This is a genomic window from Streptomyces changchenzhani (assembly GCF_039766235.1).
Classification (GTDB): Bacteria; Actinomycetota; Actinomycetes; order Streptomycetales; family Streptomycetaceae; genus Streptomyces.
This window is the reverse complement of the sequence record NZ_JBDHNH010000008.1, coordinates 203,168-229,330: the sequence shown is the minus strand read 5'-3', so window position 1 is coordinate 229,330 and position 26,163 is coordinate 203,168. Positions and strand designations below refer to the sequence as shown.

General features: G+C 69.2%; 32 protein-coding genes. 22 read left to right on the top strand and 10 right to left on the bottom strand.

Going from position 1 to position 26,163, the window contains the following annotated elements; all coding sequences use genetic code 11:
- The first annotated feature begins 213 nt into the window (after window positions 1-213).
- Entirely contained in the window at window positions 214-1,392 is a 1,179-nt protein-coding gene (gene sucC / locus ABCR94_RS25160; protein WP_347122307.1) for an ADP-forming succinate--CoA ligase subunit beta, read from the top strand.
- A 21-nt stretch (window positions 1,393-1,413) separates the two neighbouring features.
- Window positions 1,414-2,298: a succinate--CoA ligase subunit alpha gene (gene sucD, locus ABCR94_RS25155; RefSeq protein ID WP_347122306.1), complete on the top strand. Its 885-nt coding sequence runs from the start codon at window positions 1,414-1,416 to the stop codon at window positions 2,296-2,298.
- A 180-nt stretch (window positions 2,299-2,478) separates the two neighbouring features.
- Here sucD and ABCR94_RS25150 read toward each other — a convergent pair whose 3' ends face one another.
- Window positions 2,479-3,702 (bottom strand): sigma factor-like helix-turn-helix DNA-binding protein, encoded by a 1,224-nt coding sequence (locus ABCR94_RS25150; protein WP_347122305.1) that lies wholly within the window; start codon window positions 3,700-3,702, stop codon window positions 2,479-2,481.
- 116 nt (window positions 3,703-3,818) lie between these two features.
- Between ABCR94_RS25150 and ABCR94_RS25145 the strand changes: the two genes are divergently transcribed.
- Complete coding sequence (locus ABCR94_RS25145; protein ID WP_347122304.1) at window positions 3,819-5,762, top strand: cell division protein PerM; 1,944 nt, start codon at window positions 3,819-3,821, stop codon at window positions 5,760-5,762.
- Window positions 5,763-5,853: 91 nt separating this feature from the next.
- Here ABCR94_RS25145 and ABCR94_RS25140 read toward each other — a convergent pair whose 3' ends face one another.
- Window positions 5,854-6,783, bottom strand: coding sequence for a hypothetical protein (locus ABCR94_RS25140; RefSeq protein WP_347122303.1), 930 nt, complete (start codon window positions 6,781-6,783; stop codon window positions 5,854-5,856).
- Between the two features lie 262 nt (window positions 6,784-7,045).
- Here ABCR94_RS25140 and purN point away from each other — a divergent pair, with 262 nt between their 5' ends.
- Both purN and purH read left to right on the top strand, forming a co-directional pair.
- Window positions 7,046-7,690: a phosphoribosylglycinamide formyltransferase gene (gene purN, locus ABCR94_RS25135; protein WP_347122302.1), complete on the top strand. Its 645-nt coding sequence runs from the start codon at window positions 7,046-7,048 to the stop codon at window positions 7,688-7,690.
- A complete protein-coding gene (purH, locus tag ABCR94_RS25130) occupies window positions 7,687-9,246 on the top strand; it encodes a bifunctional phosphoribosylaminoimidazolecarboxamide formyltransferase/IMP cyclohydrolase (protein WP_347122301.1) in 1,560 nt (519 codons plus the stop codon). Before purN ends, purH begins: the two co-directional genes overlap by 4 nt.
- 98 nt (window positions 9,247-9,344) lie before the next feature.
- Here purH and ABCR94_RS25125 read toward each other — a convergent pair whose 3' ends face one another.
- Entirely contained in the window at window positions 9,345-10,076 is a 732-nt protein-coding gene (locus tag ABCR94_RS25125) for an RDD family protein (RefSeq protein ID WP_347122300.1), read from the bottom strand.
- A 241-nt stretch (window positions 10,077-10,317) separates the two neighbouring features.
- Between ABCR94_RS25125 and ABCR94_RS25120 the strand changes: the two genes are divergently transcribed.
- Complete coding sequence (locus ABCR94_RS25120; RefSeq protein WP_347122299.1) at window positions 10,318-11,190, top strand: bifunctional methylenetetrahydrofolate dehydrogenase/methenyltetrahydrofolate cyclohydrolase; 873 nt, start codon at window positions 10,318-10,320, stop codon at window positions 11,188-11,190.
- 30 nt (window positions 11,191-11,220) lie between these two features.
- Window positions 11,221-11,859 carry a DUF3017 domain-containing protein gene (locus tag ABCR94_RS25115; protein ID WP_347122298.1) on the top strand — a complete coding sequence of 213 codons (639 nt, stop codon included), beginning with the start codon at window positions 11,221-11,223 and terminating at the stop codon, window positions 11,857-11,859.
- 150 nt (window positions 11,860-12,009) lie between these two features.
- On the opposite strand, the gene ABCR94_RS25110 is transcribed toward ABCR94_RS25115, so the two are convergent.
- Together ABCR94_RS25110 and ABCR94_RS25105 are read right to left on the bottom strand one after the other, a co-directional pair.
- Window positions 12,010-12,432: a type II toxin-antitoxin system VapC family toxin gene (locus ABCR94_RS25110; RefSeq protein ID WP_347122297.1), complete on the bottom strand. Its 423-nt coding sequence runs from the start codon at window positions 12,430-12,432 to the stop codon at window positions 12,010-12,012.
- Entirely contained in the window at window positions 12,429-12,710 is a 282-nt protein-coding gene (locus tag ABCR94_RS25105; RefSeq protein ID WP_347122296.1) for a type II toxin-antitoxin system Phd/YefM family antitoxin, read from the bottom strand. Before ABCR94_RS25105 ends, ABCR94_RS25110 begins: the two co-directional genes overlap by 4 nt.
- 168 nt (window positions 12,711-12,878) lie before the next feature.
- Between ABCR94_RS25105 and ABCR94_RS25100 the strand changes: the two genes are divergently transcribed.
- From ABCR94_RS25100 to ABCR94_RS25090, 3 genes are all read left to right on the top strand, one after another.
- Window positions 12,879-13,259, top strand: a complete 381-nt coding sequence (locus tag ABCR94_RS25100; protein WP_347122295.1) for a VOC family protein — start codon at window positions 12,879-12,881, stop codon at window positions 13,257-13,259.
- Window positions 13,260-13,737: 478 nt separating this feature from the next.
- Entirely contained in the window at window positions 13,738-14,925 is a 1,188-nt protein-coding gene (locus ABCR94_RS25095; RefSeq protein ID WP_347122294.1) for a helix-turn-helix domain-containing protein, read from the top strand.
- A 413-nt stretch (window positions 14,926-15,338) separates the two neighbouring features.
- Window positions 15,339-16,328, top strand: coding sequence for a malate dehydrogenase (locus ABCR94_RS25090; protein WP_347122293.1), 990 nt, complete (start codon window positions 15,339-15,341; stop codon window positions 16,326-16,328).
- 75 nt (window positions 16,329-16,403) lie between these two features.
- Here ABCR94_RS25090 and ABCR94_RS25085 read toward each other — a convergent pair whose 3' ends face one another.
- The 3 genes from ABCR94_RS25085 to ABCR94_RS25075 form a co-directional block, all read right to left on the bottom strand.
- Complete coding sequence (locus ABCR94_RS25085) at window positions 16,404-17,180, bottom strand: helix-turn-helix domain-containing protein (RefSeq protein WP_347122292.1); 777 nt, start codon at window positions 17,178-17,180, stop codon at window positions 16,404-16,406.
- A gap of 258 nt (window positions 17,181-17,438) precedes the next feature.
- On the bottom strand, window positions 17,439-17,633 hold the full coding sequence (locus ABCR94_RS25080; RefSeq protein ID WP_347122291.1) for a DUF397 domain-containing protein: 195 nt from the start codon (window positions 17,631-17,633) through the stop codon (window positions 17,439-17,441).
- A complete protein-coding gene (locus tag ABCR94_RS25075; protein WP_347122290.1) occupies window positions 17,630-18,475 on the bottom strand; it encodes a helix-turn-helix domain-containing protein in 846 nt (281 codons plus the stop codon). The genes ABCR94_RS25080 and ABCR94_RS25075 overlap by 4 nt, the downstream gene beginning before the upstream one ends.
- A gap of 108 nt (window positions 18,476-18,583) precedes the next feature.
- Here ABCR94_RS25075 and ABCR94_RS25070 point away from each other — a divergent pair, with 108 nt between their 5' ends.
- Window positions 18,584-18,946: a DUF6415 family natural product biosynthesis protein gene (locus ABCR94_RS25070; protein WP_347122289.1), complete on the top strand. Its 363-nt coding sequence runs from the start codon at window positions 18,584-18,586 to the stop codon at window positions 18,944-18,946.
- Here ABCR94_RS25070 and ABCR94_RS25065 read toward each other — a convergent pair.
- A complete protein-coding gene (locus tag ABCR94_RS25065) occupies window positions 18,915-19,526 on the bottom strand; it encodes a DUF5753 domain-containing protein (RefSeq protein WP_347122288.1) in 612 nt (203 codons plus the stop codon). The two genes, ABCR94_RS25070 and ABCR94_RS25065, sit on opposite strands and share 32 nt — an antisense overlap.
- 136 nt (window positions 19,527-19,662) lie before the next feature.
- Between ABCR94_RS25065 and ABCR94_RS25060 the strand changes: the two genes are divergently transcribed.
- The 8 genes from ABCR94_RS25060 (at window position 19,663) to ABCR94_RS25025 (ending at window position 23,390) form a co-directional block, all read left to right on the top strand.
- Window positions 19,663-19,890 carry a hypothetical protein gene (locus ABCR94_RS25060; protein WP_347122287.1) on the top strand — a complete coding sequence of 76 codons (228 nt, stop codon included), beginning with the start codon at window positions 19,663-19,665 and terminating at the stop codon, window positions 19,888-19,890.
- Window positions 19,868-20,398: a DUF6879 family protein gene (locus tag ABCR94_RS25055; protein ID WP_347122286.1), complete on the top strand. Its 531-nt coding sequence runs from the start codon at window positions 19,868-19,870 to the stop codon at window positions 20,396-20,398. The genes ABCR94_RS25060 and ABCR94_RS25055 overlap by 23 nt, the downstream gene beginning before the upstream one ends.
- Before the next feature lie 3 nt (window positions 20,399-20,401).
- Window positions 20,402-21,253 carry a helix-turn-helix domain-containing protein gene (locus ABCR94_RS25050; protein ID WP_347122285.1) on the top strand — a complete coding sequence of 284 codons (852 nt, stop codon included), beginning with the start codon at window positions 20,402-20,404 and terminating at the stop codon, window positions 21,251-21,253.
- Window positions 21,254-21,347: 94 nt separating this feature from the next.
- Window positions 21,348-21,536, top strand: coding sequence for a hypothetical protein (locus ABCR94_RS25045; RefSeq protein WP_347122284.1), 189 nt, complete (start codon window positions 21,348-21,350; stop codon window positions 21,534-21,536).
- A gap of 95 nt (window positions 21,537-21,631) precedes the next feature.
- The gene (locus ABCR94_RS25040; protein WP_347122283.1) at window positions 21,632-21,799 is read left to right on the top strand and encodes a hypothetical protein; all 168 of its coding nucleotides are present in this window, start codon (window positions 21,632-21,634) and stop codon (window positions 21,797-21,799) included.
- A gap of 95 nt (window positions 21,800-21,894) precedes the next feature.
- Complete coding sequence (locus ABCR94_RS25035) at window positions 21,895-22,341, top strand: hypothetical protein (RefSeq protein ID WP_347122282.1); 447 nt, start codon at window positions 21,895-21,897, stop codon at window positions 22,339-22,341.
- 78 nt (window positions 22,342-22,419) lie between these two features.
- Window positions 22,420-22,794, top strand: a complete 375-nt coding sequence (locus tag ABCR94_RS25030) for a PadR family transcriptional regulator (RefSeq protein WP_347122281.1) — start codon at window positions 22,420-22,422, stop codon at window positions 22,792-22,794.
- Window positions 22,791-23,390, top strand: coding sequence for an HAAS signaling domain-containing protein (locus ABCR94_RS25025; protein WP_347122280.1), 600 nt, complete (start codon window positions 22,791-22,793; stop codon window positions 23,388-23,390). Before ABCR94_RS25030 ends, ABCR94_RS25025 begins: the two co-directional genes overlap by 4 nt.
- Window positions 23,391-23,488: 98 nt before the next feature.
- On the opposite strand, the gene ABCR94_RS25020 is transcribed toward ABCR94_RS25025, so the two are convergent.
- On the bottom strand, window positions 23,489-23,638 hold the full coding sequence (locus ABCR94_RS25020; protein ID WP_347122279.1) for a hypothetical protein: 150 nt from the start codon (window positions 23,636-23,638) through the stop codon (window positions 23,489-23,491).
- Here ABCR94_RS25020 and ABCR94_RS25015 point away from each other — a divergent pair.
- The 3 genes from ABCR94_RS25015 (at window position 23,637) to ABCR94_RS25005 (ending at window position 26,143) form a co-directional block, all read left to right on the top strand.
- On the top strand, window positions 23,637-23,885 hold the full coding sequence (locus ABCR94_RS25015; RefSeq protein ID WP_347122278.1) for a helix-turn-helix transcriptional regulator: 249 nt from the start codon (window positions 23,637-23,639) through the stop codon (window positions 23,883-23,885). The genes ABCR94_RS25020 and ABCR94_RS25015 overlap by 2 nt on opposite strands.
- On the top strand, window positions 23,882-24,442 hold the full coding sequence (locus ABCR94_RS25010; protein WP_347122277.1) for a hypothetical protein: 561 nt from the start codon (window positions 23,882-23,884) through the stop codon (window positions 24,440-24,442). Before ABCR94_RS25015 ends, ABCR94_RS25010 begins: the two co-directional genes overlap by 4 nt.
- 198 nt (window positions 24,443-24,640) lie before the next feature.
- Window positions 24,641-26,143, top strand: coding sequence for an aldehyde dehydrogenase family protein (locus tag ABCR94_RS25005; protein WP_347122276.1), 1,503 nt, complete (start codon window positions 24,641-24,643; stop codon window positions 26,141-26,143).
- Window positions 26,144-26,163: the final 20 nt, after the last annotated feature.

The window sequence follows — 26,163 nt, the reverse complement described above, 5'->3', positions numbered from 1 at the left end:
GTCACAGGTGCAATCTGTGACCGGTATCACCGCTCAGGTGTGATCTGCGATTTAGGGACCCACGGCCCACGGGGATAACCTGCGAGGCGGACATGCCGCGTACCGGACACCGTGTACGCCTCCCTTGTGACAGCGCCGTCACGTTGCCCTTTGCGGCACGCCCATTGCAGACAATGCAACGAACCGCGATCACACGAAAAGGGACGGACGCGCGTGGACCTGTTCGAGTACCAGGCGAGGGATCTCTTCGCCAAGCACGGTGTACCGGTGCTGGCCGGTGAAGTCGTCGACACGCCTGAGGCGGCCCGCGCAGCAACCGAGCGCCTGGGCGGCAAGGCTGTCGTCAAGGCGCAGGTCAAGGTCGGTGGCCGAGGCAAGGCCGGCGGCGTCAAGCTTGCCTCCAGCCCCGCCGACGCTGTTGCCAAGTCCGACGTCATTCTCGGCATGGACATCAAGGGCCACACGGTCCACAAGGTGATGCTGGCCGAGACCGCGGACATCGCGGAGGAGTACTACGTCTCCTTCCTCCTTGACCGCACCAACCGCACCTTCCTCGCCATGGCGTCCGTAGAGGGCGGCGTGGAGATCGAGGTCGTCGCGGAGGAGAACCCCGACGCGCTGGCCAAGATTCCGGTCGACGCCAACGAGGGCTGTACTCCGGAGAAGGCCGCGGAGATCGTCGCCGCAGCGAAGTTCCCGGCGGAGATCGCCGACCAGGTGGCCGACGTCCTGCAGAAGCTGTGGGTCGTCTTCATCAAGGAGGACGCTCTCCTCGTTGAGGTCAACCCGCTGATCAAGTCGGGCGACGGCAGGATCATCGCGCTGGACGGCAAGATCTCTCTCGACGAGAACGCCGACTTCCGTCAGCCGGAGCACGAGGCGCTTGAGGACAAGGCAGCAGCCAACCCGCTTGAGGCTGCTGCCAAGGCCAAGAACCTCAACTACGTCAAGCTCGACGGCTCGGTCGGCATCATCGGCAACGGCGCGGGTCTCGTCATGAGCACCCTCGACGTCGTCGCGTACGCCGGTGAGAAGCACGACAACGTGAAGCCGGCCAACTTCCTCGACATCGGCGGCGGCGCCTCCGCCGAGGTCATGGCGAACGGCCTGGAGATCATTCTCGGCGACCCGGACGTCGAGTCCGTGTTCGTCAATGTCTTCGGTGGCATCACCGCCTGCGACGAGGTCGCCAACGGCATCATTCAGGCCCTGGCCCTGCTGAAGTCGAAGGGCGAGGCGGTCAACAAGCCGCTGGTCGTGCGCCTCGACGGCCACAACGCGGAGCTGGGTCGCAAGATCCTGTCCGACGCCAACCACCCGCTCGTACAGCGTGTGGACACCATGGACGGCGCGGCCGACAAGGCCGCCGAGCTCGCCGCGGCTGCGAAGTAAGGGACGAGGGACACCACAACCATGGCTATCTTCCTCACCAAGGACAGCAAGGTCATCGTCCAGGGGATGACCGGCGCCACGGGCATGAAGCACACCAAGCTCATGCTGGCTGACGGCACCAACATCGTCGGCGGCGTGAACCCGCGCAAGGCCGGTACGACCGTCGACTTCGACGGCACGTCCGTCCCGGTCTTCGGCTCCGTCGCCGAGGCGATCGAGAAGACCGGCGCCGACGTCTCCGTCGTCTTCGTGCCGCCGGCCTTCGCCAAGGCCGCCGTCGTCGAGGCGATCGACGCCGAGATCGGTCTCGCCGTCGTGATCACCGAGGGCATTGCCGTCCACGACTCCGCCGCCTTCTGGGCGCACGCGGTCTCGAAGGGCAACAAGACCCGGATCATCGGCCCGAACTGCCCCGGTCTCATTACCCCGGGCCAGTCCAACGCCGGCATCATCCCGGGCGACATCAGCAAGCCCGGCCGCATCGGTCTCGTGTCCAAGTCCGGCACGCTGACCTACCAGATGATGTACGAGCTCCGTGACCTCGGCTTCTCGTCCGCCGTCGGCATCGGTGGCGACCCGGTCATCGGTACGACGCACATCGACGCCCTCCAGGCGTTCGAGGCCGACCCCGAGACCGACCTGATCGTCATGATCGGCGAGATCGGTGGCGACGCGGAAGAGCGCGCGGCCGACTACATCGCGAAGCACGTCACGAAGCCGGTCGTCGGTTACGTCGCGGGCTTCACCGCGCCGGAGGGCAAGACCATGGGCCACGCCGGCGCCATCGTCTCCGGCTCTTCGGGCACCGCCCAGGCGAAGAAGGAAGCCCTTGAGGCCGCGGGCGTCAAGGTCGGCAAGACGCCGACCGAGACGGCCAAGCTGGCGCGCGAGATCCTCGCTGCGTGATCGCGATCTCTTGATCGTGTGACCGCTGGTCGCTGCCCAGTCGTCTGCGCAGTCGTTTGTGCAGTCGTTTGTGCAGTCGTTTGTGCAGTCGTTTGTACGGTGCGGGCCCGCATCCCCCTTCGAGGGGGTGCGGGCCCGCCCGCGTGTGCGGGCATGTGTCCGGTGGCTTCCGGTGGCTTCCTAGCGGGCCTGGGGGACCAGGCGCTCCGGGCCGTTCATGGGCTCGGCCCGGAGTCTGTCGCGGAGTTCGATGTCCTCCTGCGTCAGCTTGAGCGGGCCGCCGCGGACGGGGACGCCGTTGACCGTTTCGCCCGGGGCGCGCGGGGGCTCGTACCGCGTGGGGGCGGTGGCGAGCGTGAAGGAGGTCGCGCCGATGATCAGCGCGGTGAGGGTGATGGCCGCCCGCGTCCAGAATTGCGTCTTGCGTTCGCTGCCCGTCCGTACGGCCCGGCCCGGCGGCAGCATGACGACGGGCTTGAGGTCGGACAGGGTACTGAGGCGCTCCTGCAACAGGGCCGACTGCTCGGCCGGGCTGCTCGCCCCGGCCAGCTCCGGCAGCCGCTCCACCACGGCGGCACGCGCGTTGACCAGGCGGTTCGCGGCGGCCGGGGTGCTTGCCTCCGTCTCGGCCGCCGTCTCCGGCAGGTCGAGGCCCAGGCCGTCGTAGAGAAGCAGGGTGCGGCGGTACGCGGGCGGCAGGTCGAGGAGGGCGTCGAGGAGTGCGCGGCGGCTGGGCTCGGCGGGGACCCGGTCGGGATATTTGTTGCCGCGCCGCAGCCGGTGCCAGGGGGACATGGCGTACTCGTACGCCGCCGCACGCACCCAGCCCGCAGGGTCGCGGTCGGTCGCCACCTCGGGCCAGCGCTGCCAGGCGAGGTGGAAGGCGTGCTGCACGGACTTCTGGGAGAGCCGCTGGCGCCCGGTCAGGAGGTAGGCCTGGCGCAGTATGGCCGGGGCGCTGTGCGTGTACAGGGCGTCGAAGGCCTCGGCGGGCGTGAGGTCCGGAGCGGGGGCCGCGACGGGGATCTCATTGCGGGCAGGTGAGGCGGGCGCGGACACCGACGCGGGCCCGGGTTCGGGCTCCGCCTCAGAAGCCGGTACCGGTGCCGGCGTGGTGTGGGGGCCGGGATCGGGCGCCCGTTCAGGCTCAGCCTCGGGGGCGGGCTTTCGCTCCGGATCCCGGGGCTTCGTCGTCTCCGCAGCGACGAGCAGCTTCGCGTACGCCTCGCGTTTGCGTCCCTTGGGGCTGGTGCGGCCCGTTTCCCATGACTGCACCGTCTCGCGCGTGACCCCTATGGCGGTGGCGATCTGCTCATGGGACAGCGATTTCGCTTCGCGCAGCCTGCGCCGCTCCTTGGGAGAGGGCAGGGAGGAGGCCGAGACGGTACGGGTGCTCTGCGTCATGAAGGACTCCCCACTGCGCTGCGCCAGACGAAAAAGTACATAAACGTATATTGAGCGACACGGCAGCCGTTTGCCTGTTACGCGGAATAAGCGCGTGTCGTTGGCAGCATGGCCGGGTGACTCAAGTGACCGAACGCGAACGCGCCCCGTGGTTGTCGTCCGTGCACAGTCGTTCCTCGGCGCAGGCCGCCTGTATCGCGCGGGGGGTGATCGCGGCGGGGCTCGGCCTGGGCTCGCTCGCCGTGCTGGTGATGGTGCTGTGGATCAGTTCGCCGTATCCGGACAGCGGTCCCGCCGGGGCGCTGCACGTCGCCGCCGGGCTGTGGCTGCTCGCCCACGGCACGGAACTCGTCCGGCACGACGCCCTCTCCGGTGTCCCCGCCCCGATCGGACTGGCCCCGATGCTGCTGATCGCGCTGCCGGTGTGGCTCGCGCACCGGGCCGCGCGGGATGCCCTCGATCCCGATCAGGAGCGACCGCGGCCGTCATCCCGCAGCGCCTTCTGGGGCGTGACGATCGGCTACCTGCTGATCGGCACCGCCGCGCTGCTCTACGCCTCGGGCGGGCCGCTGCCCGCCGCGCCGCTCAGTGCCGCCTTCCATCTGCCCGTCGTCACGATGGCGGCGGCCGCCGCCGGGGTGTGGACGGGGAACGGACGCCCGTACGGGTCGCTGCCCGGCTGGATTCCAGGGGGCGTGCGCGATGCCCTCGTGCGCCCTCGACTGTTGGTCGCACTCCGGGCTGCTGCGGCCGGCGTCATGGTTCTGGTGGGGGGCGGTGCGCTACTGGTCGCGACCTCGCTGGTATGGCACGCGGGATCGGCGCAGGGCGCGTTCCTCCAGCTCACGGGGGTGTGGTCGGGACGGTTCGCGGTGCTGATGCTCGCCGTCGCGCTGGTGCCGAACGCCGCGGTGTGGGGGGCCGCGTACGGACTCGGCCCCGGGTTCGCCGTGGGCGTGGGCGCGACGGCCACGCCTCTGGCTGTTGCGGGGAATCCCGCGCTGCCGCACTTCCCGCTGCTCGCGGCGTTGCCGGCCGAGGGGCGGGGGACGGGGAGCCTGGCCTCGTTCGCCGTGCCGGTCGTCGCGGCGGCGGTGATCGCGTGGTTCACCGTGCGCAGGGCGGCGCCCGCCTTCGCCGTGCGGGAGGAAGCCTGGAGCCGCCGCGAGACGGCGCTCACCGCGGCGCTGGCGGGCGCCGGGTGCGCGGTGGCGGCGGCGATGCTCGCGGCGCTGGCGGGCGGGCCGTTGGGCACCGGGGACCTGTCGACGTTCGGCCCCTCGTGGTGGCGTACGGGCGCGGCGGCGCTGGTCTGGACGGTCATGCTCGGGGTCCCGGGGGCGGTGCTCCTGCGCGCGTGGCGGCTGCGGGAGCGGTCGCCGTGGTCGTGGCGCGGGCGCGGGCGCGCGGCGGTTCCGGTGGTGGATGCGGATGCCGGTGCGGCTGCTGAGGCGGGCCTCGCGAAGGGGAAGTGGTGGCGGCGTGGCTCACGCGATGGCGATGCGGCTGCCGTGGCCGTCGCGACTGTGCCGGTGCTGGTGCCGGTGAAGTCCGTACGTTGGTGGCGACGTGGCGGGGAGGACGTGGTGGAGGCGGTTGCTCCCGCCGAGCCGGGCCAAGGGGAATCGGTGCCCTGGTGGCGGCCCAGTGGGCAGAGCGAGGAGGCCGTACCCGCTGAAGACAGCGAAAGCGGTACGCCGGACGACAGCGCGACCGGTGGGGCCGGGGCTGGTGTCGTGGCCGACGGCGAGGGCGTAACGGACTCCGGCGGGCGCTGGTGGCGTCGGTCGCGCCGGGCTCGGGCTGCGGCCCGGAGCGAGGCCGCGTCTGCCTCTGCCTCTGCCTCTGCCTCTGTGTCTGCCTCTGCGCAGCAGGAGGACGCGGGGGAGTCGTACGACTTCTTGCCTGCGGATGATCCGGGTGCGGTGTGGCACGACAGCGGGGTGCGGGAGGCGCGGTGGGCGGCGGTCAAGGAGGCGTCGGGTGGGCTGATGGCGGACATCCCGCCGGAGCGGGATCTCCCAGTGTCACCGACGCCGACACCGCCTGAGGAACGGTAGGCCGCTGCGCGGGGCAGGGGAACAGCCCGCCGCAGGCGCCACCGCCCACCGCCTCCCCACCACCCCCACCTCCACCCCCGCCCCCATCTCCTTACTCCTTCACCCCGAACACCGGCCGCAGCGTCTTCGGCAGCAGGTCGTTGCACGTCACCTGCGCCGACTGGGTCAGCGAGTCCTGCACGCACGTGTAGTAGTCGCGGTAAACGATCTGCACCGTGAACGTCGCCGCCACGATCGCCAGCGCGAGCGTCGCCGTGACAAGCCCGCTCACCGCCGCCGTCGTGAGCGGCTTGCTGCCGGGCCCCGCGCCCCCCGCGCCGGCCGCAGGCGGGCCGCTCGCGGCCACCGGGGCCGGACGGGGCGTCGTCGGGTCGGCCGTCGCGTCGGGCCGGTCGGCCGGCTTCACGCCACGCAGGGCGCTGATGCCCCAGTAGAGCGCGAGCGCCCCGAGCAGCAGCGCGATCTCGGGGAGGTCGAAGAGCGCGCAGAAGAAGGCCCACATGCCGGAGAGCAGCGCGTAACGGGCGCGCCGCTGGGCGGGGTCCGTCGGGTCCCAGCGCAGGCCCGTGCCCTTGTTGTCGGGGCCGCCCTGTCCCTCGGGACCGCCCTGCCGTCCGCGGGGCCCGCCGAAACCACCGCCCTGCTGTCCGGGCTGGCGGCTGCTCCACTTGCTGCCCCACACGGACCGCGGCCTGTCCTCCGGCGCCGACGACCCACCGGAACCAGAACCAGAACCGGTGCCGGAGGAAGAGGAAGAAGAGGAATCAGAGTCGAGGTCGGGGTCGGGGTCGGGGTCGTCCCCGGCCGCCGGCCTGCGCGGCTTCCAGGGCTGGTCGGGCTTGCCCTCGGGCGGCGGTGCGAACGGGTTGTCGTCCCCCTGCGGCGGCTCGGGCGGGGTCGACGAGGACTGACGCTCCCGTAGCAGCGACTGGGAGCCGCGCCCCCCGGCATCTGTAAATGTCCCGAGGCGTGCCCCTGAGTGCGGCAGGCGGAGAGCCGCGCGGCGGCGTCGGTCCGTCATCTGGTGAACGTCTTCCCCTCAGACCCCTGAACTGCGAAGGGTCTTGTGTCGTCTGTTCCCGTCCGGAGACGGATTGTTCGCGTCCGAGGACGGAACCTGTCCCCTGACGCTACCTCCCGGCCGCGCACCCGTCCCGTGGGGGCGGCCCGGTGTGCCGGTATCGTTGCTGACGGTCGGCGCCTTCGTAGAGTTCCCCCAACGGGGGACGCGATCCGTTCGTACGACCACACAAGCCGCACCATCTGCGAGAAAGAGACCCGCTGTGGCCTCCCCGCCCCCCTCCCGTACGCCGGCCCGCCTTGTTGTTCTGGTCTCCGGTTCCGGTACGAACCTCCAGGCCCTGCTTGACGTAATCGAGGAGAATCCTGCCGCGTACGGCGCCCGCATTGTGGCCGTCGGAGCCGACCGGAGCGGGATCGCAGGTCTTGAGCGCGCCGAGCGCGCCGGACTGCCGACCTTCGTCTGCCGCGTGAAGGACCACGGAACGCGCGAGGAGTGGGATGCGGCCCTGACCGAGGCGACCGCCGCGTACGAACCGGACCTGGTGGTGTCGGCTGGCTTCATGAAGATCGTGGGCAAGGAATTCCTCGCCCGTTTCGGCGGCCGGTTCGTGAACACCCATCCCGCGCTGCTGCCCAGTTTTCCCGGAGCCCACGGCGTACGTGACGCGCTCGCGTACGGCGCACGGGTCACCGGATGCACCGTCCACTTCGTCGACGACGGCGTCGACACCGGTCCGATCATCGCGCAGGGCGTGGTCGAGGTCCGGGAGCAGGATTACGAAGACCACGGTGTCGCTCTTCATGAGCGCATCAAGGAAGTCGAGCGACGGCTGCTCGTCGATGTCGTGGGGCGCTTGGCCCGTAACGGCTACCGCATTGAGGGACGAAAGGTAGTTATCCAGTGACCGCCGAAGGTACGAAGCGGCCCATCCGCCGCGCGCTGGTCAGCGTCTATGACAAGACGGGTCTGGAGGACCTGGCCCGCGGTCTGCACGAGGCGGGCGTCACGCTGGTCTCCACCGGCTCCACCGCGGGCAAGATCGCCGCGGCCGGGGTGCCGGTCACCAAGGTCGAGGAGCTCACCGGCTTCCCCGAGTGCCTGGACGGCCGGGTGAAGACGCTGCACCCGCGCGTGCACGCCGGCATCCTCGCCGACCTGCGGCTCGACTCGCACCGTGAGCAGCTGGCCGAGCTGGGCATCGAGCCCTTCGACCTGGTCGTCGTGAACCTCTACCCGTTCCAGCAGACGGTCGACTCCGGCGCCACTCCTGACGAGTGCGTCGAGCAGATCGACATCGGCGGCCCCTCGATGGTCCGCGCCGCCGCCAAGAATCACCCCTCGGTCGCGGTCGTCACCAGCCCGGAGCGGTACGCGGACGTGCTCACCGCCGCGCAGAGCGGCGGGTTCGACCTCACGGCACGCAAGCGCCTCGCGGCGGAGGCCTTCCGGCACACCGCCGAGTACGACGTGGCCGTCGCGGGCTGGTTCGCGGGCGACTACGCCGGTGACGGCGAGGACTTCCCGTCCTTCATCGGCGTCACGTACGAGCGCAAGAACGTTCTGCGTTACGGCGAGAACCCGCACCAGGGCGCCGCTCTCTACACCGGCGGCTGCGGGGGCCTCGCCGAGGCCGAGCAGCTGCACGGCAAGGAGATGTCGTACAACAACTACACGGACACCGACGCCGCGCGCCGGGCCGCGTACGACCACTCCGCCCCCTGCGTAGCGATCATCAAGCACGCGAACCCGTGCGGCATCGCGATCGGTGACGACGTCGCCGACGCGCACCGCAAGGCCCACGCCTGCGACCCGCTGTCCGCCTTCGGCGGCGTGATCGCCGTCAACCGGCCGGTGTCCGCCGCGATGGCCGAGCAGGTCGCGGAGATCTTCACCGAGGTCATCGTCGCCCCGGACTACGAGGACGGCGCCGTCGAGATCCTCTCCCGGAAGAAGAACATCCGGGTGCTGCGCTGCGCCGAAAGCCCGCAGCCCCCGGCGGAGTTCAAGCCGATCGACGGCGGCGGGCTCGCCCAGGTCAAGGACGTCCTTCAGGCCGATGGCGACGACCCGGCGAACTGGACGCTCGCCAGTGGCGAGGCGCTGTCCGCCGACGAGCTCACCGAACTCGCCTTCGCCTGGCGCGCCTGTCGCGCCGTGAAGTCCAACGCGATCCTGCTCGCCAAGGGCGGCGCGTCCGTCGGCGTCGGCATGGGACAGGTCAACCGCGTCGACTCCGCGAAGCTCGCGGTGGAGCGTGCGGGCGAGGAGCGCGCGCGGGGGGCGTACGCGGCCTCGGACGCGTTCTTCCCGTTCCCTGACGGCCTGGAGATTCTGCTGAACGCGGGCATCAAGGCCGTGGTGCAGCCGGGCGGTTCGGTCCGTGACGAGCAGGTCGTGGAGGCCGCGAAGAAGGCGGGCGCGACGATGTACTTCACGGGCACGCGCCACTTCTTCCACTAGGGCAGCAGGGCAGAGGGCAGCAGGCGCTGCATACGTACGGCCGAAGGCCGCAACCCGCCGGGGTTGCGGCCTTCGGCCGTACTGCTGCGTAACGCTGCTTACTTCTTGATGACCTGAGTATTGGCTGCCTTGTCGTGCCAGCCGCGGAGCCGTCCGGTGTTGTCGAAGAACGGCGAGATCAGGATCAGGACGTAACCCAGGAAGCAGGTGATGACGCCCAAGCCGATCGGGAAGCCCCAGCGGACCAGGGCCGCGCCGAAGGCGGGCTTGGATCCGTTGCGGCTGTCAACGATGGCCAGCCCGACGATCATCTTTCCCGGAGTGGCGCCCTTGACGGTCACCCAGATGACGTCCCAGAGGATGAAGCACACTGCCCACACCAGCAGTTGCATGAAGAGCGCGCCGAGGCCCGCCGCTACAGCGGCGTCCGGATTATCGGTGGAAGTGGCGCCGACCATGCCGACCCCGATGACGAGGCTCAGGACGAACCACAGGATGCCCGCGAAGAGCTGGTCCAGCAGACGCGCGCCGCAGCGCTGCCCGTAGCTGGCGACCTGAACCATGCCCAGGTTCGGGATGATGGTGTAGCCCTCCGGCGCCTGGCCGCCGGGCTGGCCGGGGTAGCCGGGCTGCTGCGGGTAGCCGTAACCGGGCTGACCCTGCTGCGGGGCGCCCTGCGGGTAGCCGTAACCGGGCTGCGGGGGCACGCCCTGCGGGGCCTGCGGGTAGCCGTAGCCGGGCTGACCCTGCGGGGGCTGACCGGGCTGCTGCGGGGGCTGGCCGGGCTGGCCCTGCTGGCCGTACGGGTTGTTCGGGTCGCCGAAACTCATGGCGGGTTTCCTCCGTTGAAATGCTGGGGACGTCGCGGCCCGAGCGGAGGAACATCACAAATCAAGCGGTCAGCCCCCCGCCGCTCTCCGCGGCACTGCGCGGATCATCGTCGTTGTGCGGTCGTCTTCTTGTCCAGTCGGTTGTCGTATGTGTTGTGTAAGTGCAACCTCGCCCGTCGCGACGGGCCCCGGACGCACGGCGGATTGGAACCATGGCGGGTCCATCCGCGAGGATGGGGGTATGACCGCCCAGATTCTCGATGGCAAGGCCACCGCAGCCGCGATCAAGTCCGATTTGACCGCCCGCGTGGCGACTCTGAAGTCCCAGGGCATCGTCCCCGGACTCGGCACCCTGCTGGTCGGCGACGACCCGGGCAGTAAGTGGTACGTCGCGGGCAAGCACCGCGACTGCGCCCAGGTCGGGCTCGCTTCCCTCCAGCGCGAGCTGCCCGACACCGCCTCCCAGGAGGAGATCGAGGCGGTCGTACGGGAGCTCAACGACAACCCCGAATGCACGGGTTACATCGTCCAACTTCCGCTCCCCAAGGGCATCGACACCAACCGCGTCCTGGAGCTGATGGACCCGGCCAAGGACGCCGACGGCCTGCACCCGATGAGCCTCGGCCGGCTCGTGCTGGGCGAGAAGGGCCCGCTGCCCTGCACGCCGTACGGCATCGTCCAGTTGCTGCGGCACCACGGCGTCGAGATCAACGGCGCGCATGTCGTGGTCGTCGGACGCGGCATCACCATCGGCCGCTCGATGCCGCTGGTCCTGACCCGCAAGTCCGAGAACGCGACCGTGACGCAGTGCCACACCGGTACGCGTGATCTGTCCTCGCACCTCAGGCAGGCCGACATCATCGTCGCCGCCGCCGGTGTGCCTCACCTCATCAAGCCCGAGGACGTCAAGCCGGGCGCGGCCGTGCTCGACGTCGGCGTCAGCCGCGACGAGAACGGCAAGATCGTCGGCGATGTCCACCCGGGCGTCGCGGAGGTGGCCGGCTGGGTCGCACCCAACCCGGGCGGTGTCGGTCCCATGACCCGCGCCCAGCTGCTGGTGAACGTCGTCGAGGCCGCCGAGCGCGACGCGGCCGCCATCGCTGTCGCGAGCTGAGCGGGAGTGAGTGAGAGGGAAGCGTTGCCCATGGGCAAGGGTACGAGCCGGGACGTGACGCCGGACGCAGTCCCGGACGCGACTACTTCGGATGCGGATGTGCCGTCCGGCGCGGGTGCCGATGCCGACGGCCCCGCCGACGCCTCCGGCGAGGTTGACCCGGACCCCGCGGGAGAGGCTGCTCCGGAGCTCTCCCCGGGCTCCGCCCCGGAATTCACCGAGCCGGCGAGCAAGGGCGTGGTCAGCGTCCCGAGTCCGGAGGGGCCCGTCCGTTCCACACGGCGCTTCCCCCTCTTCACCCGGGACACTGCGCGCCCCGAGGGCGGCGGCCGGGCCGCGCCCGGAGGGGCCGCAGCCCCGGTCCGGCAGTGGCCGTTCCTCGCGGTCATGGGCGGGACGGCGTTCGGGCTGCTGCTGGTCGCCGTCGACCTCTTCGGTATCGGCTTCCGGCTCGGCACCCTGCTGATCGGCCTGTCCCTGATCGGGGGCGCCGTGATGCGCCGGCTGATTCCCTCGGTGGGCATGCTGGCGGTGCGTTCGCGCTTCACCGACATGGTGACGTACGGGCTGCTGGGCGTTGTCATCTCCATGCTCGCGCTGATGGCACAGCCCGATCCCTGGCTGGAGATCCCCTTCCTGGAGGCAGTGGTCCGCTTCACAGTGCGCTGAAGTCCTTCACGGTGCGCCGGTCTCATCTGCGCTGAAAGGCGTGCGCGCGTGCGCCCGTGAGGGGGGAGGCCGCCGGGCGCTTTCCGGGGTGCGCGCGGCGCGCGTGCGCCCGTGAGGGGGGAGGCCGCCGGGCGCTTTCCGGGGTGCGCGCTAGTTGGTCTGGGCGCCTGGAGCGAGGAGTGTGAAGCCGATTGCTTCCACTGCGCAGGACAGTTCCTTGTCGTAGGTCACGAAGCCGTCCAGCTCCTCCTTGAGGGGGTCGGCAGTGGCCAGGTGGATTGCATCGAGCGTGCCGAGCTTCTCCACCTCGTACGCGGCGGCACGGATCAGAACGTCGTCGTCGAGGACGATCTGATCCACTCCCTTGAGGGCGTTCCCGACGAGGAATGGCACGCGCTGGCGGTCGAGCCCGGCCCGCCGGAATGTCCGGGCCAGCTCTACGCCGGCGAGTTGTGAAGTCACCAGCTGCGCCTGGGACCCGAGCTGTGTGCGCCATGCGCGCAGAGCGTGGGTCTCCGCTTCCTGCTTGACCAGCTTCAGCACGGCGCAGGAATCGAGGTAGTACAGGCTCATCGGTTGCGCTCCCTGTCCCGCTCTGCGATCAGCATGTCCGACAGCGACGGCAGGTCGGCCAGGTCTTCCATCAACTCCGGCATGGCCCCGGGGTGGGCGCTGCGGTGCACCTTGCCGGATGCGGCGAGGCGGTCCAGAGCAGTTGCAGCCTCCTCCTCGGGGACGAGTCGCATGATGGGCTTGCCGTGCTCGGTGAGGCGCACGGTGGTCCCGCGCTTGACTTTCGCGGTGACCCTTGACGTGTGGTGATTGAGTTCTGAGATCGGGATGGTCTCCATGAAGAGAATGTACCCATAAAATGTGCACATGTGCCAGCCGTGGCTACCGGTCTTCACGCCAGAACGCTGACCACCCGGCCGGAGTGCGGCGTAAATGACCTGCCGGCGCGCGGCCTGCCGCCTACGGTTTACAGGTCCGTACAACCCACCCCCTGAAGGAGGGTCTCGATGGCCGCAGAACTGAACCACACCGTTGTTTTCGCCGAGGACAAGCAGGCCTCGGCCGAATTCATCGCCGACATCCTGGGCCTGGAAGTGGGCGCCCCGTTCGGGCCGTTCATCCCGGTCGACGTCGCCAACGGTGTGACGCTCGACTACTACACCAACGTCGAGCCCACCCTCCAGTCGCAGCACTACGCGTTCCTGGTCCCCGATGAGGAATTCGACACCATGATCGGCCGGATCGAAGCGGCCGGAGTCACCTATTACGCCGACCCCAACCACACCGAGCCCGGACAGATCAACCGTCTCTTCGGCGGTCGTGGCGCGTACTTCGACGACCCGAACGGCCACAACATGGAGATCATCACCCGGCCCTACTCCCGGTAGTGGCGACCGGCCGGAATTACCTGGGCAACGGCCCACAGTGCGGCGTATACAACGGCACGCACAACCGCACATACGACGGCGCCCGTCCTCTCCCCCGTGGGAGGGCGAGCGCCGTCTGTATGGTGCGGGCCGGCGGTTGTTGACCCCGCGCTGCCTGCCCTTAAGAGTCACGGACGCGCCAAAATCGATCAACAGTTGCCGGGTCCCTGTGTCATGGAAGTGACCATTCCGCCACGGTGCGATCACTGCGCAACAGAACACGCCGTACAGGTGGGACACTGGCCGAGGATTTGGGGCGGGGGCGCGCAAGGGGCACGCCGGTGTCCCGAACACTCCCGTGCGCCGCCACCCCTGGAACTGACATCCTGGGTTTGCGCATCCCTCTGGGTAGTCCGGATCACGGATGACGAAGGGCACGGCGGGGGCACGTGGGCGCGGGGCACATCAGGAACGTACGGGGGGAAAAGGGGGAGGCGTAATGCCTCGTTGGAAGGCGTTGCCCGAGGAGCTGGATCCTCAGGTCACGGAGTTCACGAACCAGTTGCGCAGGCTCGTCGACCGAAGCGGGCTCAGCATCGCGGCGGTGGCGGACCGGACCGGGTACAGCAAGACGTCCTGGGAGCGCTATCTGAACGGCCGACTGCTCGCGCCGAAGGGCGCGGTGCTCGTGCTGGCCGAGGTGACCGGCGCGAACGCGGGGCACCTCACCACCATGTGGGAGCTCGCGGAGCGCGCCTGGAGCCGCTCCGAGATGCGCCACGACATGACCATGGAAGCGATCAGGATCTCGCAGGCGCGGGCCGCGCTGGGCGAGTTCGGTCAGGCGCCGCTGCCGGTGAAGAACGGCAAGTCGGGGAAGAAGGCCGGCTCAGGGCCTGCCCAGGGCGCCCGCCCGGGGCACCCCTCCGGGCCCGCGTCCGGCCCCGGCCGCAGTCCTGCTCCCTGGCCCGCCGTCTCGGCATCGGGCGCCGGTCCGGCCGCAAGTACGGGGCCTGCCGCAGGCGCGGGATCCGTCGGCGGTACGGGCCGCAGTACGGGCATGGGCGCGGCCCCGGCCTCCACCGGCCCGCCGCCCGCCGCGCCGCCGCAGGGCTTCGGCGCGCCGCCGCAGCTCCCGCACGACGGCAGCGGCTCGCCCGACCAGCAGCGTCGCCGCCGGAAGGCGACGATGTTCCTCGCCGGTGTCGTGGGGATGCTCCTGCTGATCGCGGCCGTCGTGCTGTTGACCGGCCTCGGCGGCAAGGACAAGCAGTCGGCCGCGGACGACAAGCCGTCCGCCACCCCGACGAGTTCGGCGCCCAAGCTGCCGGCCGGTGTGGAATGCGCCGGTGACGACTGCACGGGCAAGGACCCGGAGAACATGGGCTGCGGCGGCGACTTCGCCAGGACCACGGCCACCGCGACCATCGGCACCGCCGTCGTCGAGGTCCGGTACAGCAAGACGTGCGGGGCGGCGTGGGCCCGTATCACTCAGGCCACGGACGGCGACACCATAGAGATCACCTCCGGCGCCAAGGCCGAAACGAGCCCGGGGGCGGGCCAGGACAGCACGGTGAACGCCGACAGGGACGCGTACACCCCGATGCTCGCCGTGGCAAAGGCCACCGACGCGAAGGCGTGCGCGACGCTCACGACCGGGGTCAAGGGCTGCACCACGCCGGAGTAGCGGGGCAAAACGGGAGCAGAAAAAACTTATGGAAGTGGGGGCATGTCCGAGCACATCGGGGGCACGCGAAGGTCATCCCCCCACGGGTGTACAGCACCCGGTGGCAGCCGTCGGCGCACCCCCTCCCGCGTCGGCGGCCGCTGCCTGTGTGCGTGGGGACAGCGGGGCCAGCGGGGCGGCTGGAGACACGCGGCTACACGCGCTGCGGGACGCGATGAACACGCCGTGCGGGGCGCGATGACACGCGGTATCGGGACACGGATGTGCGCCGCACCACACGGGGCCGGGGGACCGGCGCTCCCGGGGTCCGATAGCCTGACCGCTGGATTTCTCTTCACATCAAGATTCACCGGAGAGACGTCCGGAAACTAGGGGCAGGGACCCCCACCGCCAGCTGTCTTACGGAGATCGCCATGACCCGCACTCCCGTGAATGTCACCGTCACCGGCGCGGCCGGACAGATCGGCTACGCGCTGCTCTTCCGTATCGCGTCCGGTCACCTGCTCGGCGCGGATGTGCCGGTCAAGCTGCGTCTCCTCGAAATCCCGCAGGGCCTGAAGGCCGCTGAGGGTACCGCCATGGAGCTTGACGACTGCGCCTTCCCGCTGCTCCAGGGCATCGAGATCACCGACGACCCGAACGTCGGCTTCGACGGCGCGAACGTGGCCCTACTCGTCGGCGCCCGCCCCCGTACCAAGGGCATGGAGCGCGGCGACCTGCTGTCCGCCAACGGCGGCATCTTCAAGCCGCAGGGCAAGGCCATCAACGACAACGCCGCGGACGACATCAAGGTCCTCGTCGTCGGCAACCCGGCCAACACGAACGCGCTCATCGCGCAGGCCGCGGCCCCGGACGTACCGGCCGAGCGCTTCACCGCGATGACGCGCCTCGACCACAACCGTGCGCTCTCGCAGCTCTCGAAGAAGACCGGCGTGCCGGTCGCCGAGATCAAGAAGCTCACGATCTGGGGCAACCACTCCGCGACCCAGTACCCCGACATCTTCCACGCCGAGGTCGCCGGCAAGAACGCCGCCGAGGTCGTCAACGACGAGCAGTGGCTCGCCGACACCTTCATCCCGACCGTCGCCAAGCGCGGCGCGGCGATCATCGAGGCCCGCGGCGCGTCCTCGGCCGCCTCGGCCGCCAACGCCGCCATCGACCACGTCCACACGTGGGTCACGGGCACGGCCGCCGGCGACTGGACCTCCATGGGCATCCCGTCGGACGGCTCCTACGGCGTCCCCGAGGGCCTCATCTCGTCCTTCCCGGTCACCACGAAGAACGGCAAGTACGAGATCGTCCAGGGCCTGGACATCAGCGACTTCTCCCGCGCCCGCATCGACGCGTCGGTGCAGGAGCTCAAGGAAGAGCGCGACGCGGTCCGCGAGCTCGGCCTCATCTGAGTCCGCCCCCGTACTCCGTACGTACGCACCCCCGCCCCCGGCAGCCGATCGACTGGCCGCCGGGGGCGGCGTGCGTCAGGCGACGGCGCCCGGCCCACCCGCCGCGCAGTCACCGCAGTGACCGGGCTCGTGGGACCTGAAGCCCCGGTCGCACCCGTCGCAGTTCTGCATGGGCGCAACGGTCACCCGAGCGACCTGCGGCGCCGGTGCGGGCACGGGCGGCGGCGCCTCGTGAAGCCGGTACGTGAGCAGCCGTACAGGCCGGTGGATCGGCCCGTCGGGCAGCCGCGAGGTCAGCATGTGGGTCACCTGCGAGGCCGGTACGTCGCTCGCCAGCCAGGAGCTGACGTCCGGCGCGAGGGCGGCGATGTCCCGTACGGAGAGCGTCAGTCGAGGGTCGCGTAGGCGCAGCCCGGAGAGCAGATCCACGGCAGGCCGGTGCAGCAGCAGATCCACGGGCCGTGGGCGCGGACGCTTGACGAGACTGACCCGCCGCACGGGAGCGTTGACGTTCGTGCCAGGCCGTTCGTAGTACGTCGTCCTGGTGACGATCCGCTGACCTGCGGTGCGGTGCCTGGAGCGGCTCAGATACCCGGCGGCCTCAAGTTCCTTGAGGGCGGCGGCGATTCGGTACTCGCTCTCCGGGAAGTGCGCGGCCAGCGCCTTGATGCCGACCTTCGCGCCGTCGGGCAGCGACTGGATGCGGACCGCGATGCCGATCGCGGTGGCGGAGAGGGTGGGGTGCTGGGCGAGGTGGTTGCCGACGACGGTGAAGTGCGACTCGTGCCGGTGCCGGACATGCGTCACGCCGCCGCCGGAAGGGGGCGCGGGGATAGACTGCGCTGAAGTCATTGGGAAGCTCTTCTCTTCCTGATGAACAGGCCCTCGGTCCGGGATTGGCGTCCCGCCGGGGGCCGTTTCTGTTTGCTGTTGTGCCGCGAACGTACCGCTCTTCTCCCCGAATATGCCACCCCGTCACCTGATCGGGTGACATGGGGAGTTGGAGGGGAGGTTTGAGAGTTCCTTACGCCATTCCTTTAGGGACGTCGGGCCCTGTCGCGTCGCGGCCCACCGGGTCGCGGGGACCGCGATCCGGTGGGACCTGGGGGTCTACGCGCTGACCTGCCCGGACGCGTACGCGACGAAGTCCGCCCAGGGGGCGGGGGAGACGTCGAGTATGGGGCCGGTGTCGGGGGTGTTCTTGGAGTCGCGGATGTGGATGGTGGTGGGGTGGACGGCGACTTCGATGCAGTCCTCGCCGCCTCCACCGCTATAACTGGACTTGAACCAAGTCGGAGTGCTCATCGGTCTCCCCTCGCCAACTGCTCGATGAAGTCAGCCGATTCCTCGGAGGAAAGGGCCTGACTCTGGAGGATTCCATACCGTCTGGCGAGCTGACTGATTGTGCGGACATTGGTGATCAGCTGGCCGTTGTCCTGCACTTCGAGGTACGCGGAGACGTGCTGATCCGATGCCTCGACGAGTGTGAATGGTCCTCCCAGGCCTGCATGGTTGGGGCGATCCGTTGGCATCACCTGGATCTCGATGTGCCGCGAGCGGCTCACCTCCAACAAGTGGCTCAATTGGCGGCGCATTACCGCATGGCCCCCAATCGGGCGGCGCAGGACGATCTCTTCCAGGATGAAGCTCAGGGAGGGGATCGGTGTGCGGGTGAGGAGGCTCTGTCGTCCCAGTCGCGCAGTCACCCGGCGTTCGATCTCCTCGTCGTCCACCGCAGGTCGGTAGGCGAGATGGACAGCTCGCGAGTACTCCTCAGTCTGAAGCAGGCCATGGATGAGGTGAGTGCGGTACGTGGACAACGCAACCGCGTCCGCTTCCGCATCCGCGAACGGCTGGAACCACGATGGATGCGGCTCCTTGAGCTGCTCGTTCACGACGGACGTGAAGACCTTCGGCACCTTGAAGACCTTCTCCAGCTGCTCCGCCAGGTCCATCCGCAGCGGCCGGCGCCCCTGCTCCACACTCCCGATCTGGGACTCCGAGAACCCGGCCCGGTCACCCAGCTCCCGTTGAGTCAGCTCCGCGCCCTCCCGTAGGGCGCGCATCTGGGTGCTGAGGATGCGCAGGCTCACGGGGACGTTCTCGTCGTACTGGTTCTGGTTCTGGTTGTTGCGATGGTCGGTCACGCCGACACTCCCTCGCCGTTTCGTACGGAATTGGCGAGGGCCCGTACAGCAGGCCCGTACGCCGCGTCAGGCTCGTAAAGCTAGCCCTGAGCAGGGCACATTCGAGACATGAACGAGGAAATCCCACACGAACGAAGTGGCCCTGATGAGCAGCGAGTTGAGACGGTCGAGGACACCATCCTGCTGCTGCGTACACACATCGGGCTGCTCGCCCCGGAGGTTGAAGCGCTGGCGCTGGGCCTGCCGCAGGGCGAGCAGGGCCGCTGCCTGGCCCTGGCCTCGGTCGCCGAGGCCCGCCGCAAGCTGCGCGCGGGGGCGACGGCGGGGATCGGACCGGCGTACCGGGCGGAGCAACTCGCGGGCGTGTGCCGGGCGTTGATCCACCACTGGGAGGAACTGTCGGCGACAGCCCAGACACACGCGACGAGTGGCCAGGCCATCAGCCCAGGGCGCGAAGCTCCGCCTCGATGAGGTCGCGCGCCTGCTGCCCGTAGACCGTCGATTGCTCCAGCAGGGCGAAGGCCTTCTCGTAGATGGCCACCTCGGCCTTGTCGGTGATGGTCAGCGCGGCGGAGAAGGTCTCCACCATCACCTGATCGCCGTCGAAGATGGAGAACGAGTGGCCGGGGTACAGGGCGAGTTCCGCTCGCGACGGGATGATGCCCAGCTTGAGCCCGGCCAGATCGAGCGCGTCGCGAAGGTGCGTGAGTTGGCCGCACATCACGTCGGCACCGCCGAGGTTGGTGCGCAGGGCTTGCTCGCCGAGCAGAGCGTGGTACGTGCGGCCCCCCTGCCCGATGAACTTCGCTCGCGCGGACCGCTTGGCGACGCCCGCTTCCACGTCGTCGGGGATCTCGCGGAAGCTCACCACGTGCCCGAGGACCGCTCGTGCGTAGTCCGCTGTCTGGAGATTTCCCCAGATCAGGGAGGGGCAGTAGTGGCGGGAATCCCTTGTCCTACGCACCAATTCCAGAAACGCGTCCTGAACGGGGGCGGTGCCGGAGCGAAGCTCCTGATCCCATGATGTGTGCTGGTTGCTGGGTGTAGTCATGGCGCAAGTCTCCCCAACGGACGCATGCCCCCGAACCTTAAATCGCTGCAAGTTGGTGCAAGGCCCCCTCGTTGCAACGCGAGTTGGCTGCATCCTCGCAAGTGCAGGTCGTCAGTATTCCGATGAAGGAGAAGACATGGCACTGCGTAAGCTGGGCAAAGACCCGGAGAGCAAGGTGGATGGCTCACCCACTGTCTATCTGGATGACCAGACGGACAACTATCTGGTCCAGGGGTGGAAAGTGCTTGACCAGGAGCGCCTGGGGCAGATGGACATCCCGGGTCATGAGACGGTTGTCGAGATCCCGCGTCGCATGGTCCAGTTCTTTGAGGAGATGAAGCGTGACGAAGCCACCGACGTTTGAGGAACTGCTCGCCTCGGCACGTCACTCGGCGATCCACCTTGAGATGCGTGACAGCTACATGACGTCCGACCCGGACTACGTCGCGTGGCAAGCAGGTACTCGAAGCGAGGACCTGACGAGCAACGACGCTTCGTTCCAGAGGTGGCTCAGTTGGGTTCGTGACGCGACGAATCGTGGTGTCGAGATCCGTCGTGCTCGGGTGTTCTCGGTTCCGGAGTCCGACTACATCAAGTTCGAGCACCACTACTCGGCCGCCAACGTCGAGGCTGGGGAGAAGATTCGCTGGCTTCCACGCCGGAGGGCAACGGACATCGCCTTTCCGGGTAATGACTTCTGGGTGTTCGACAACGAGCTCGTTCTGATCCTCCACTTCACCGGCGACGGGGAGAGTGCTGAGGACAGGATGGAGTTCTCGACGGACCCCAAGGTGCTTGAGCTCTGCACGAGCGCGTTCGAGGCGGTATGGGAACGCGCGGTCCCGCACGAGGATTACAAGATTTCTTCCTGACCAGTGGCATCGTCTCCTTCCTCGGCAGTTCGAGAAGCCCGCAGAACGCTGGGCAACCGCCTCCGGGAGATGCGCAAGCAGGCCGGCTTCGAGACGGCACGGGCGTTCGCGGCTCGTGCCGGCTGGAGTGAGTCGAAGGCATCCCGCATAGAGAACGGCCTCACGGCGCCGGCCGACGGGGACCTGCGCCAGTACGCGCTCCTGTGCGGCGTCCCTGAGGCGTTCGCGGATCTGGTCTCGACGTCTCACAACATCGAGGGGCTGTACGTCGAGTGGCGTCGGGTGGACGGGAGGGGACTGCGGCCTGTCCAGGAGGCGCATGTTCCCCTCTACCAGCGCACCCGCCACTTCCGCATCTACGAGCCCGGTGTCATTCCTGGTCTCGTGCAGACTGCCGACTACGCCCGCGTGATCATGAGCCGCATCATCGCGTTCGGAGACATTCCGGATGACCTGGAAGAGGCAGTAGCGGCACGCATCGAACGACAACAGGTCCTGTACGACGCCTCCCGGCGCTTCGGAATCCTGCTGGAGGAGACGGCGCTGCATTCGCGGTTTGGCGACGCTGATGTCATGGCGGCCCAACTCGGGCATCTCCTGAAGGTGGCTTCGCTTCCGCAGGTCAGCTTGGGGATCATTCCCATGTCCGCCGACCGTGTCATGTGGCCCCTGGAAGGCTTCTGGGTCTTCGACGACGAGCAGGTTCTCATCGAGCTGGCCACCGCGCAGGTGACGGTGAAGCAGCCGACCGAAGTGGCCACCTACACGCGCATGTTCGCGCAACTCGCTGCAATGGCCTGCTACGGAAAGCAGGCTCGTGCCTTGATCGCGCAAGCGATTGGTGCCACCGGATGAACATCTGCAAGCGTCTGCAAGCTGCTTGAGCTGCACCTTTCGCTAGGGCGATGCTCCTCGCAACGTGATTCGACACCGTTGCGGAGGCCTGTTCATGACCCCTCAGTACTGCCACAAGTGCGGCACCCTCACCGACTCGCCCGTCCTCGTGGACGAGGTCCACGCCGCGAGTGGCCCCGGGCGCAACATCTACGCCTGTCCCGCGCACGCGGCCCGCGTCCCCGCCGCCCTGACGCCTGCTGGCGCGCTCGCGGACGCGTTGCGCCGAGGGCGGTCCGGCTGAGCGGATCGGCAGGGTTCCGGAAGCTCCCCGCCACCGGCCGGCGTACCGGCCAAGGACATCCGGCCGGGGTGGGGCGGGCCCATCAGGCGGGCCCAGTGCAAGCGCACGGCGGCGCGGGGACGCGCCTCGCGCCGAGCAGCGCACTGGAGGTCACCATGCGCGAACTGCCCTGCACGGTCAAGGCCGACCCGGAGGACGACGACGGCCAGGGCGGCAACGACAACGGGGGCTGCGGCGACGGCGGCGGCTGCGGCCGCAAGTAGCCCACGTAAGCCCGAAATCGACGATCGCGGCCATCACCAGGTGACGACGGGGCGGCTCCGGCCGTTCCGTCGTCCTGCTCCGGACGGAGAAGGCAGTGCACCGGCATCATCACGGCTACAGCTGGCTCGGCAGCGGCTTCGAGCTTCACCGGGACGGGGTCCGGAGGGACGTACATCCCGATTTCCGGTCCAGTCCGGTGCCGCCGCTGGAGGTCGCCCAGTGGCTCCTCAAGCCGGCGTCGTTCGTGCAGGGGAGCTGGTCGGACGGGGAGGAGGCCGCCCGGTGGTTCGGTGGTCAAGTCCGGCCGCATGCGGGGGCGTTCGTGTCGGCGTTCGACCGTGACGTGCTCGACGCGCGGATCGCCGCCGTCGGTGCGTGCGTGGCCGACGGCGGCGACGTGGTGGGCGGCTGGTGGCTGACCGGTCAGCGCATGCTCTCCGTGTCACTCGTCGGGTGCTCGCCGCATCGGGTGCGTTCCACGTATCCGTGCCCTGTCGGCCGGGCCAGTGGCAACACGGAGACCGGGACGTGCTGGTGGTGATGGATGCCGGCTACGACGTGATGCGCCTGGCCGGGGTCCCCCTTCCATCCACTTGCCTCACCAGGTATCTTGCATCGCATGGAACCAGGTGATTCGACCAAGCAGGCCCGGGCAGCCGCCCAGCTGCGCAAGGGGGTCCTGGAGTACTGCGTACTCGCCCTGATGCGGGACCGCCCCTGCTACGGCGTGGAACTCCTCCGTGCCTTGGAGGACTCCGGTGCCCTGGCCACCAGCCAGGGCACGGTCTACCCGCTGCTCTCCCGGCTCCGCCGCGACGACCTGGTCACCACGACGTGGCAGGAGTCCGCCTCCGGACCGCCCCGTCGCTACTACGCGCTCACCGACAGCGGCCGGGCCGCGCTCGACGAGTTCACCCGCGTCTGGCCCGGCTTCCGCAACGCCGTCGACGCCTTCCTGACCACTCCGCACCCCTCCACGGGAGACCTCGCATGAAGACCTCTGCCGACCCTGTACGCGACTACCTCTCCGCCGTCGAGCGCGAGGCCTCCGCGCTCCCCGCCGACCGTCGCCAGGAACTCCTCGCCGACCTCGCCGAACACATCGAGGTGACGCGCGCCGAACGCCCCGATGCCGCGATCGGCGCGGTCCTGGCGGAGCTGGGGGACCCCCGCACGATCGCGGCGACGGCGCTGGCCGAGGCAGGGATCGGGGCCACCGGGGCCCCGGCCCGGAGCGGTGCCGGTGCACCCGCCCGGCGCGGCAAGGTGCACCCCCTGGTCCCGCTCCTGATGCTCACCCTCCCCTTCCTCGTCGCGACGTTCCTCCCCGACATCCCCGCCGCACAGTTCTGCAGCACCTTGTTCCGCGTCATCGGCGCGGTACTTCTCTGCACCTCAGTGCACTGGGCCGCCGTCCAGAAGACCACCGGCGTACTGCTTGCCGCCGTCCTGCCGACCGTCGCCATCAGCATCTGGATATGGTCCAGCGACGCCCCGGCGGGCGACACCCCGGCCCTCCTGGCCAACCTGGCAACGGTCGCTCTGCTGACCGGCACGGCAGCATGGCTCTGGCGGGCCCGCCGCGCCTGAGATCGGCCACCGCCACGGGCACACGCTTCTGTGAACGGAAGTTGCCACAGAGGCCGCGAGAGCGCCGCGCGCCGCTGTGCACCGCGAGGGCGATCCGCTCAACGGCACCCGCCCGCCTCGCCGTTCTGATCGAGGCCCGGCACCTGCTCACCGCCGACCCCGGCACTCCCGCCCTGCTGGAGAACCTCTACGGCATCGAGCCCGTAAGGGTTGCAGTCACTCGTCACGATGTAGTACTTCTTATACATGAGCGAGCAGGTGCACAACAGGCTGGCGATCGTCCGGGCGGAGCGCAAGGTGTCCCGTCAGGCTCTCGCCGAGGCGGTCGGGGCGCATTACCAGACCATCGGGTACATCGAGCGCGGGCAGTACAACCCGAGTCTCGATCTCGCCCTGAAGATCGCCGAGTTCTTCGAGCTGCCTGTGGAGGCGCTGTTCTCCCTGCGGCCGATGCCGTCGCTCACCGACGAGGTCTACGGGAGGAAGCAGTCATGAGGACCACAGAGCAGCGGGTCGATGGGCAGGCGGACGGGCAGGCGACGCGGGGGGTGCGTTACGACCGGGCCATGTTCGCGTTGATGAACCGCGAAGAGGGCAAGGCCATGCACGCCACCGCCACCCGGCGGCGGCTCGTCGTGGGCGCGCACATCGTGCTGACCGTCGTCATGGTGGCTTCCTGGATCGCGCTGGTCTTCGACGGCCGGACGTGGGCACTCGCCCCCACGATCGTGGCGCTCGTCCCCTGGGTCCTCCTGACCGGCGTGCTCAACAGCGCCACGCGTGGCCTGCTGGAGCTGCGCCACCACGTACTGGACGAGCGTCAGCTCGCCGAGCGTGATCGCGTGCACACCCTCGCGCACCGCCTGATGACCCGGGTGCTGTTCGTCGGCGCTCTTGGTGCCGCTGCGGCAGGGTGGATGGGGGAGATACAGGTCGAGGGGCTCGTTGCTCCCGTGCTGGTCTCGCTCCTTGTTCTGCACTTCTTGTTGCCTCTGTGGGTGGCGGGGTTGCGAGTGCAGGATGAGCTCGGTGAGGAAGGTGACGGTCTGTGACGATGCCTGTGACGGCTTCCGCAGTTGCTCGTTTCGCCCCTATTTGACACTTAAGTTCCCTAATGTCGCGTGATGCGGGGCACTTTCGGCCATGAGTTGCGCATGGTTTCCGCCCCCGGGGGGAGGGGGCCTGGTTGCTGGTTCTTGCCAGTCAGGAATCGGCCGGGAATAAATCGGGAACGGAAGGCATAACGCGACGTGTCGGCACAAAAGACCATCCATGTGGGCGGGAAGTGGCAAGCAGCCGCCTCCGGCGCCACGCGTGACATCCTCGACCCCGCGGACGCCATGCCGTTCGCCGTTGTCGCCGAAGGCGGGGTCGCGGACGTTGATGCCGCAGTGGCAGCCGCCCGTACCGCGTTCGACGAGGGCGAGTGGCCCCGCACCCCGGTGGCCGAGCGTGCCGCGCTGCTGCGCCGCGTCGCCGATCTGCTGGAGCGGGACCGCGAGGAAATCGGGCTTCTTGAGAGCCGCGACGCCGGCAAGACCCTCGAAGAGGGCCGGGTCGACGTCGACTGCGTGAGCGACGCCTTCCGCTACTTCGCCGACCTCGTGATGAACGAGAGCGGTGGGCGCGTGGTGGACGCCGGTTCTCCCGAGATCCACAGCGTCGTCGTACACGAACCGGTCGGTGTCTGTTCGCTCATCGCCCCCTGGAACTATCCGCTGTTGCAGGCGAGTTGGAAGATTGCCCCGGCCCTCGCCGCGGGCAATACATTTGTGATCAAGCCCAGCGAGGTCACCCCGCTGACGACCGTCGCGCTCATCGAGCTGCTGGTCGAGGCCGGCTTGCCGGCCGGTGTCGCCAACCTGGTGACCGGCGCGGGCGACCCCGTCGGCGCGCGGATGTCCGAGCACCCCGACGTCGACCTCGTGTCGTTCACCGGCGGACTCACCAGCGGCATCAAGGTGATGCAGGCCGCGGCCGTCACCGTCAAGAAGGTCGCGCTCGAACTCGGCGGCAAAAACCCCAACGTCGTCTTCGCCGACGCCTGCGCCACCGAGGAAGGCTTCGACACCGCCGTCGACCAGGCACTGAACGCCGCCTTCATCCACAGCGGCCAGGTCTGCTCGGCCGGCTCGCGCCTCATCATCGAGGAGTCGGTGCGCGAGCGCTTCGTCGCCGAACTCGCCCGCCGCGCAGCAAAGATCCGCCTCGGCCGCGGCACCGCCGACGGCATCGAGTGCGGACCGCTCGTCTCCGCGCAGCAGTTGGCGAAGACCGAGATGTACGTCGCCTCCGCACTGGAGGAAGGCGCGGTGCTCCGCTCCGGCGGCGCCCGCCCCGAGCCGTCCGACGTACGCCCCGCCGAGGGCTACTTCTATGCGCCGACCGTCCTCGACCAGTGCCACCGCGAGATGCGCGTCGTACGCGAAGAGGTCTTCGGCCCCGTCCTGACGGTGGAGACCTTCCGCACCGAGGACGAGGCTGTCACGCTTGCCAACGACACCGAGTACGGGCTCGCCGGCGGCGTCTGGACTGCGGACGCGGGGCGTGCGCGGCGCGTCGCGGGGCGGCTGCGGCACGGGACGGTGTGGATCAACGACTTCCATCCCTACCTGCCGCAGGCGGAGTGGGGCGGTTTCGGGAAGTCGGGCGTCGGGCGCGAACTGGGTCCTGCCGGGCTCGCGGAGTATCGCGAGGCGAAGCACATCTACCAGAACCTGGATCCGCGGCCGGTGCGCTGGTTCGCGGGCTGAGGTTTCCCCCTACCCGCCCC

Bases quoted from the DNA above. Each gene is read 5' to 3' on its own strand.
- ABCR94_RS25150 (WP_347122305.1), bottom strand. From the start codon at position 3,702: ATGACGCAGAGCACCCGTACCGTCTCGGCCTCCTCCCTGCCCTCTCCC.
- ABCR94_RS25100 (WP_347122295.1), top strand. From the start codon at position 12,879: ATGGCCGCAGAACTGAACCACACCGTTGTTTTCGCCGAGGACAAGCAG.
- ABCR94_RS25070 (WP_347122289.1), top strand. From the start codon at position 18,584: ATGAACGAGGAAATCCCACACGAACGAAGTGGCCCTGATGAGCAGCGA.
- ABCR94_RS25020 (WP_347122279.1), bottom strand. From the start codon at position 23,638: ATGTATAAGAAGTACTACATCGTGACGAGTGACTGCAACCCTTACGGG.
- sucD (WP_347122306.1), top strand. From the start codon at position 1,414: ATGGCTATCTTCCTCACCAAGGACAGCAAGGTCATCGTCCAGGGGATG.
- ABCR94_RS25045 (WP_347122284.1), top strand. From the start codon at position 21,348: ATGACCCCTCAGTACTGCCACAAGTGCGGCACCCTCACCGACTCGCCC.
- ABCR94_RS25125 (WP_347122300.1), bottom strand. From the start codon at position 10,076: ATGAGTTTCGGCGACCCGAACAACCCGTACGGCCAGCAGGGCCAGCCC.
- ABCR94_RS25065 (WP_347122288.1), bottom strand. From the start codon at position 19,526: ATGACTACACCCAGCAACCAGCACACATCATGGGATCAGGAGCTTCGC.
- ABCR94_RS25015 (WP_347122278.1), top strand. From the start codon at position 23,637: ATGAGCGAGCAGGTGCACAACAGGCTGGCGATCGTCCGGGCGGAGCGC.
- ABCR94_RS25010 (WP_347122277.1), top strand. From the start codon at position 23,882: ATGAGGACCACAGAGCAGCGGGTCGATGGGCAGGCGGACGGGCAGGCG.
- ABCR94_RS25140 (WP_347122303.1), bottom strand. From the start codon at position 6,783: ATGACGGACCGACGCCGCCGCGCGGCTCTCCGCCTGCCGCACTCAGGG.
- ABCR94_RS25030 (WP_347122281.1), top strand. From the start codon at position 22,420: ATGGAACCAGGTGATTCGACCAAGCAGGCCCGGGCAGCCGCCCAGCTG.
- ABCR94_RS25060 (WP_347122287.1), top strand. From the start codon at position 19,663: ATGGCACTGCGTAAGCTGGGCAAAGACCCGGAGAGCAAGGTGGATGGC.
- ABCR94_RS25080 (WP_347122291.1), bottom strand. From the start codon at position 17,633: ATGAGCACTCCGACTTGGTTCAAGTCCAGTTATAGCGGTGGAGGCGGC.
- ABCR94_RS25120 (WP_347122299.1), top strand. From the start codon at position 10,318: ATGACCGCCCAGATTCTCGATGGCAAGGCCACCGCAGCCGCGATCAAG.
- ABCR94_RS25105 (WP_347122296.1), bottom strand. From the start codon at position 12,710: ATGGAGACCATCCCGATCTCAGAACTCAATCACCACACGTCAAGGGTC.
- ABCR94_RS25115 (WP_347122298.1), top strand. From the start codon at position 11,221: ATGGGCAAGGGTACGAGCCGGGACGTGACGCCGGACGCAGTCCCGGAC.
- ABCR94_RS25110 (WP_347122297.1), bottom strand. From the start codon at position 12,432: ATGAGCCTGTACTACCTCGATTCCTGCGCCGTGCTGAAGCTGGTCAAG.
- ABCR94_RS25090 (WP_347122293.1), top strand. From the start codon at position 15,339: ATGACCCGCACTCCCGTGAATGTCACCGTCACCGGCGCGGCCGGACAG.
- ABCR94_RS25025 (WP_347122280.1), top strand. From the start codon at position 22,791: ATGAAGACCTCTGCCGACCCTGTACGCGACTACCTCTCCGCCGTCGAG.
- ABCR94_RS25095 (WP_347122294.1), top strand. From the start codon at position 13,738: ATGCCTCGTTGGAAGGCGTTGCCCGAGGAGCTGGATCCTCAGGTCACG.
- ABCR94_RS25085 (WP_347122292.1), bottom strand. From the start codon at position 17,180: ATGACTTCAGCGCAGTCTATCCCCGCGCCCCCTTCCGGCGGCGGCGTG.